This is a genomic window from Gemmobacter lutimaris (genome assembly GCF_003570715.1).
GTDB lineage: Bacteria > Pseudomonadota > Alphaproteobacteria > Rhodobacterales > Rhodobacteraceae > Gemmobacter > Gemmobacter lutimaris.
Genome location: NZ_QXXQ01000035.1, coordinates 1 through 6,956, shown reverse-complemented (window position 1 = coordinate 6,956; position 6,956 = coordinate 1). Strand labels below are relative to the sequence as shown.

Here is a 6,956-nt window from a genome sequence, read left to right as displayed (position 1 = left end):
CGGTGTTTCGCAGGGAGGTTGATGCCCTGTTCGGCATGACGGCCAGTGCAACAGGTAGACCTACAGGGCGAAGCGCATGGATTGTTCGAAGGTTTGAGCCGTCTATAAGGGGCCTTTGCGCAGGGTGACTTGCGGCTGTCGCACTCATCGTCGACCTGGCTCAAAGGGCATACCCTTTTCGCTGTTTGGCCCGGGCAAGTTTCATCAATGCGTTTATAGCCCGACCTTCGTCAGGATGTGTCTCGACCATCATCTGACCACGCGATCCGATCCGACCCCATTCCCGTACAAGGCTCGCTCGGCCGAAAAGATCACTGTGAATGGCAATCCTGTAGTAGCGGCGCATGTTGCGTGCGGGGTCAATCCGTCGCAAATGCAAATGGGTTGGAAAGACTTCGAGTTGAGAACCCATATCGAACATGTGGTGATCCTAGCTGACCTCTATACTATATCAGGTAGAGCCACGTGCTTCCATCTTGATCTAACGCTTACGAGCGTGTGTCACCTACTGGACCAAGACGCCTTGATCACAGGATTGATCAACAAATTCATCGCTTGCAAAGAACGGGCGTAAACATGTGCGAAAAGGGGCCCTGAAATCGCCGCCAATCGGCATGAATCAAAGCTGCGCCGTCAGCGCGACGGAAATGGCACCACGTTTGACGGCTTGGTTTGCGTGCGGAACTCCAGCCCTGCCGCCCAAAGCGGTGCCCTGCGCCACAGCATCTCATCAATGCCGCCACTCCCCGTCCGGATCACCAACCCCACCCATTCAAGTGGCATCGCGACTGCGCTGAACAGTCCGCCAGCAGGCCCGCGCCATCCTCCGCCCCAGCCCGGACCATAGAGGAAAGCGGCAAGCTCTGGCAGTGTGAAACCATCGTCCGGCATCCGGTTGATTGCGTTCAGCCAAAGCCCCCAGTCGCCAGCTGGCGCCTCACCGACCCGCATGCCTTCGGCATGGTCGAACCGAAACAAAAACGCCGGAGCAATCTTGGAATAGGCCGCTTCCGGATCACCTGCGAGTGCCATGCCGGGCTTCGTCAGCCGCCAGCCACCACCCATTTTTCGCCCAAGCCGCAAAGACGTGAGCAGAACCCGTAGGTATTCCAAGGGCGGAACGTCGTATTCGTTCAAGACCTTGTTGACGCGATAGAGCTTCTCAGCTGTCCAGTTCGGGAAATCCATCCGCCGCACCACCCAGTCGATGCAGTGCCGGTTCCATGCACCTGACTTGGTCAGCCCGATCTCTCCGTGTTCAACCTGATAAGCCGCGATCGTTTGAAAGGCACGCACCATCGGTGCACTTGCAGTCACCAAGTCATTGCCGGGTTGTGGTCGAAAGTGAACTGAATTGGTCATTGGAGTGCCATATAAATGGGGAACCGCAGGCTGGGTAACTAAAGGGAGCCGAGGTGCCGCTAACCATAGCGAATATGGCCCCGAATTGAAAAGTGATGCCGAGTCAAACTCTGTGGCAAAGTTGCTGCGAAGGGGAGTGTTTGTCGTTTGGGGCCGATGCTAGGCATGCCCAATAATCACAAGGATACTTGACCTTCCACACTGCCCTGACTTGCTAGGCAAAATCTGCTGAAAGGAGCCCCCGGGCAATCTTTGAGGGCCAAACGCAAGTCTCGCAGCTGCGTTTGATCCTATTGAAAAGCCTGAAAACTTAGCGCGGCGCACAGCCCAACCTTGCGCAGCAGACCTACGCGTGTAAGTTGTCTGGAACAGCTTTTTTCAGGCCATTCATGAACCCTACCGAGATTGCCGACGCACTTGACCAGATCGCCCGCGCGCCCTTCGACGCGGCCACCTTCGGCTTTAGCTTTGCCGAAGCAACAGACAACTCCGTCGCTGCCGTTTCCAAGTTGCGCTCGGGTGCTACCAACAAATCCGACCAACCGAACGGCGTTTTGCATGGCACAAGGTTCCACTATGCCCCTGCCCTGCCCGGCCTGACCGATGTCACCTTGGATGCCCTTCGCACCTCCAAGCGCAGCCTGAAATCCAAACCAGCAATCTTAATCGCCACCGACGGGCTGACCATTGCCGCCGAGCATCCCAAATCCGGCGATACCCTGCACTGCGACTTTGCCGATCTGGGAACCCAGTTCGCCTTTTTCCTGCCTGCTGCCGGAAAGGACCGCTACAAGGCGGCCGAAGAAAACCCGGTTGACGTCAAGGCCACCGGAAAGCTGGCCAAGCTTTACGATGCCCTGCTGAAAACCAATCCTGACTGGGCCACGCCGGAACGCCGCCATGACATGAACCTGTTCATGACGCGGCTGATCTTCTGCTTGTTTTCCGAAGATGTTGGTGTCTTCCCAGAAAATCAGTTCAGCCACGCGCTGTTTTCCTATTCCGGCAACAAGGGCGAACATGCGGCCGATACGTTGATCCACGCCTTCACTGCAATGAACCGGCCAAAGGCGGACCGCGTGGGTTTGCCGGCATGGGCCGCTGCGTTTGAATACGTCAATGGCGGGTTGTTTGCAGGTGCCATCACCGCGCCGCGCTTTGACCCCATCGCCTTTCGCTATCTGCGTGATGCCGCCGATCTGAACTGGAAGCTGATCAACCCCGATATCTTCGGGTCGATGATCCAGTCCATCGCCGATGCAAAGGCACGTTCGGAACTGGGGATGCACTACACGTCCGTCCCCAACATCATGAAGGTGCTGGGGCCGCTGTTGCTGGATGATCTGGACGCGGCCCTCGATAAAGCCTGGGACCGCGCGGCCGGCCTACGGGCGCAACTACTGCGCCTATCAAATATCCGCGTTTTCGATCCGGCCTGCGGGTCGGGCAACTTTCTGGTCGTGGCCTACCGCTGCCTGCGCGACCGCGAAATCCGCATCCTGAAACGGTTGGGTGAGTTGGAGGCGAACCCGCAGAACGTCATGTTCTCCTCGGTCAGCCTGAACCAGTTCTACGGGATCGAGCTGACCGATTTTGCCGCCGAGACGGCGAAGCTCGCGCTGTTCATCGCCGAGTATCAGGCCAACGCGCGCTTTGCCGATGTGTTCGGCCGCATGCCCGCCCTGCTGCCCCTTCGAGATGGCGGGAACATTCATTGCGGCAACTCCCTGCGGCTGGACTGGGATCAGGTCTGCCCCCCGCCCTTGGAGGGCGAGGAGGTCTACATCGCTGGCAACCCGCCGTTCTTGGGCAAGGCAAAGCAAGACAAGAACCAGAAAGCTGACCGCGATTTTGTCTTCACAGGGAAGATCAAGACATTCAAGGCGCTCGATTTTGTAGCTGGTTGGACCTTTAAGGCCGGCAACTATATACGTGGGCGCCGTGCGAAAGCTGCGCTGGTTTCGACGAACTCCCTTTGTCAGGGCGCATCGGTGCCTCTTCTTTGGCCGACGGTCTTGGGGGACGATATTGAGATATTTTTTGCCCACCGATCCTTCAAATGGAGAAACAGTGCGGCGAAAAATGCTGCCGTCATCTGCGCAATTACTGGATTGCAGAACGTTTCAACCGCTCCCAAACGCCTGTTCGATGGTGAGTTAGAAACAAGTGTTCCGCACATAAACGCTTATTTGATTGGTCATGAGGATGTTTGGATCAAAGGTAAGGGTAAGAGTTCTTGGGGACTTCCTCACATGGCATTCGGGTGTATGCCATATGACGCCGGCGAACTGATTTTGTCACCTGAAGAGCGGGCCACTTTCGTATCAAGCCACCCGCGATCAGAAAAATTCCTGCGGCGGTTGATGGGTTCGCAAGAAGTTGTGAAAGGCGTGGAACGGCATTGCCTTTGGATCAGCGATGTAGAGTTAGTTGAAGCGTTACAGATTCCACCGGTCGCTGATCGCATTGAACGGACACGGATTGCCCGCCTCAAAATGAAGGACAAGGCGGGAAAGGCACTGGCAGAGCGCCCTCATCAATTTAGAGAGCACATTGCTCCAACGCATCATGCAATCCTCATCCCGAGTGTTACATCAGAACGTCGGCCCTATCTGCCCGTCGCCATGGTGGGCGCAGACGTCATTGCATCCAACCTGAACCAAGTACTTTACGACGCCCCCGAGTGGTGCGTTGCGCTGATCGCCTCGCGCCTCCATCTGGTCTGGATCGCCACGGTCTGCGGCAAGCTAAAGTCAGATTTTCGCTATTCCAACACACTTGGCTGGAACACCTTTCCAGTGCCGAAATTCTCGGATGATCAATTGGCACAACTGTCCGTCTCCGCCCGTCGCATCCTGAAGACCCGCTATCAACACTATCCCAAGACCATCGCCGATCTTTATGACCCCGACAAAATGCCCAACGACCTGCGACAAGCCCACCGCGACAACGATGATCTGCTTGAAACCATGTACATCGGCCGCCCCTTCCGCAACGATACCGAACGGCTGGAAAAGTTGTTCAAGCTGTACGCCGCGCGTGTGAAACAGGGTGGCAAATGACGGCCGGGGATGCAGGGGCTGGAAAAAAGTTGGGGACGGCGCCCGTAGGCCCGCCCCCTGATCTTGTACAACGGAGGGGCCATGAACCTGCCGAAGCACCTCATGGCAACCTGCCCGTGTCACACGTGACTACAAATAGCCCCTCATCCGATATGGTTCAAGGACTCTTTCCAACAGATCTTACGGACCAGACTCTGTTAACGCTCGGTCTCAGTGACCCTCGACTACAACGTTTTGCCGCTGCTGCCAAAGATGACGGGGTTGCGCGCGAAGATACCTATCTGTGGAATCTCGCACTGGCCGAGTCATTCCACCTGCCGTTGCACATGGCCGAGGTGACCTGCCGCAACACGATCCATTCTGCCCTTCTGTTTCGTGATCCTGCCTGGCACAAAAACAGAATTTTCCGGCAAGAGCTTTCGGCCACCCTGCTTCGTGACCTGGACCAGGCGGTTGCCGACGAGACTGACAAACATGGTGACGCGATGACATGTCATCATTTGGTATCGGCCCTGTCTTTCGGATTCTGGCAGTATCTGGCGACCGACAAGATGAAGCGGCTCTTGTTCCCGAAAGGGATCAAAAAGAACTTCAAAGGCGCGCCCGATGATGCAAAGCCGCACGACTTGTACAACCTGATCGAAAGCGTGCGGCTGTGGCGAAACAGGATTGCGCATCACAACGCGATTTTCGACAAAGGGCCGGCCTCCAAGTACCAAGATGCCCTGAAATTGATTTCGTGGACTTCTGTCGATCTCGGCAACTGGGTCTCCAAGCGATGCAAGGTAAATCAAGTCATTAACAATCGCCCGAGGAGTTCCTGATGGTTCAGATGGTTAACGTCGCCTACGGCCAGTCCGGAACATCCAAGGCAACAAATGCGATAGGCCAGCGCCCGATGCAGGCCCGTGCCTACGCCGCCCGCGCAGCCCAGTTTCTGCTCCTGAAGGCGCCCCCGGCAGCGGGCAAAAGCCGGGCGCTGATGTTCATCGCGCTGGACAAGCTGCGCCATCAAGGGTTGGCCAAGGTGATCGTCTGCGTACCTGAAACCTCGATCGGTGGATCGTTTCGCTCTACCGACCTGACGAGTTACGGGTTCGAAGCCGACTGGCAGGTCGAAGATCGCTGGAACCTGTGCTTGTCCGGGACCGAAGATGCTCCCACCTCGCAAAAAGTGCAGGCGTTTATCGATTTCATGGCATCGGACGCACGTGTTCTGGTATGCACCCACGCCACCTTCCGCTTTGGCTTTGACGCGGTTGAGGCAGCGCGTGGTATCGCAGCTTTCGACGACATATTCCTTGCCATCGACGAATTCCACCACGTCTCTGCTGATGACAACAATCGTTTGGGTCAGATCCTGCGCCGCGTTGTCACACGTGAACGAGCCCATGTCATGGCAATGACAGGGTCGTATTTCCGCGGCGATGCCGTGCCCGTGTTACGGCCCGAAGACGAAGCGCGGTTTGTCCCGATCACCTATTCCTATTACGAACAACTGGATGGCTATGAGTACCTGAAATCCTTGGGGATCAACTACAGCTTCTACAAGGGCAGATACCTAAACGGTCTGCCTGAGATCCTTGATACCAAGCTGAAAACCATCATCCACATCCCACACCGCGGGTCCGCTGAAGCCTATAGTGACAAGAACGACGAGGTGGGCCGGATTATCGACCTGATAGGGCGGCATGTCGGGGCCGAGGCAGAAACCGGCTTTGATCTGGTTGAAACGGCAGATGGCCGTGTGCTGAAAATAGCTGACCTCGTAAATGACGCTCCGGGCCGCGAGCTGGTGAAATCTGCTCTGATGCGCGAGATCAGAGGCCCTGACGGAAAGCGCGACGACGCCGGTGACCGCGCCAAGGTGGACATTATCATTGCCTTGGGCATGGCAAAGGAAGGCTTTGACTGGGTATGGTGCGAACACGCGCTGACAATAGGCTATCGCGCTTCCCTGACCGAAATCGTGCAGATCATAGGCCGCGCCACGCGAGATGCTCCTGGCAAGACACAGACTCGGTTCACCAATCTGGTCGCCGAACCGGGGGTGGAAACCGGTGTAGTGACTGATGCTGTAAACGACATGCTTAAGGCAATTTCGGGCTCTCTCCTGATGGAGCAAGTGCTGGCCCCCAACTTCCGGTTCTACCGACGCGAGGATGGCGATATCCGAGAGCCCATTTCGATTGACGGCCAGGGTCACGTGACGATCGGCATTCGTGGCCTGATGGAACCACCGACGACCCGTGCACGCGAGATTTGCGAAAACGACATGAACGATCTGATGGCCACGGCCTGTCAGGCCATGGACGCCCGCGTGTTGAACCCTGAAACCGCGCCCGAGGTGGCCACGCAGATGGTACTGACCGAGATCATCGAGCGCCGATATGAAAACCTGTCGCCCGAAGAAACCGAAGCCGTCCGGCAAGATCTGGCTGCCAGAATGAACATCCTGACCTTGGCACGCCGTGAAGAAGAGCGCGGATTTAGTGAACAGCAAGCCGCCTTTGGCGGTACGGTCGACACACT

The 6,956-nt window shown here is 56.7% G+C and carries 5 protein-coding genes; 3 read left to right on the top strand and 2 right to left on the bottom strand.

Features of this window, described 5'->3' with window-relative positions:
• Nucleotides 1-160 precede the first annotated feature (160 nt).
• Complete coding sequence (locus D2N39_RS22150; RefSeq protein WP_119136886.1) at nt 161-421, bottom strand: WGR domain-containing protein; 261 nt, start codon at nt 419-421, stop codon at nt 161-163.
• A 212-nt stretch (nt 422-633) separates the two neighbouring features.
• Nucleotides 634-1,362 carry a hypothetical protein gene (locus D2N39_RS22145; protein WP_147373545.1) on the bottom strand — a complete coding sequence of 243 codons (729 nt, stop codon included), beginning with the start codon at nt 1,360-1,362 and terminating at the stop codon, nt 634-636.
• Between the two features lie 389 nt (nt 1,363-1,751).
• On the opposite strand from D2N39_RS22145, the gene D2N39_RS22140 reads away from it, so the two are divergent.
• The 3 genes from D2N39_RS22140 to D2N39_RS22130 all read left to right on the top strand — a co-directional run.
• Nucleotides 1,752-4,424, top strand: coding sequence for a class I SAM-dependent DNA methyltransferase (locus D2N39_RS22140; RefSeq protein ID WP_119136884.1), 2,673 nt, complete (start codon nt 1,752-1,754; stop codon nt 4,422-4,424).
• A complete protein-coding gene (locus D2N39_RS22135; RefSeq protein ID WP_119136883.1) occupies nt 4,421-5,248 on the top strand; it encodes an Abi family protein in 828 nt (275 codons plus the stop codon). The genes D2N39_RS22140 and D2N39_RS22135 overlap by 4 nt, the downstream gene beginning before the upstream one ends.
• The coding region (locus D2N39_RS22130) for a DEAD/DEAH box helicase (protein WP_119136887.1) at nt 5,248-6,956 on the top strand (1,709 nt) is incomplete at its 3' end. The genes D2N39_RS22135 and D2N39_RS22130, both read left to right, overlap by 1 nt.

Excerpts from the sequence above, each read along its gene's own strand:
- D2N39_RS22140 (WP_119136884.1), top strand. The coding sequence starts at position 1,752 with ATGAACCCTACCGAGATTGCCGACGCACTTGACCAGATCGCCCGCGCG.
- D2N39_RS22150 (WP_119136886.1), bottom strand. The coding sequence starts at position 421 with ATGTTCGATATGGGTTCTCAACTCGAAGTCTTTCCAACCCATTTGCAT.
- D2N39_RS22145 (WP_147373545.1), bottom strand. The coding sequence starts at position 1,362 with ATGACCAATTCAGTTCACTTTCGACCACAACCCGGCAATGACTTGGTG.
- D2N39_RS22135 (WP_119136883.1), top strand. The coding sequence starts at position 4,421 with ATGACGGCCGGGGATGCAGGGGCTGGAAAAAAGTTGGGGACGGCGCCC.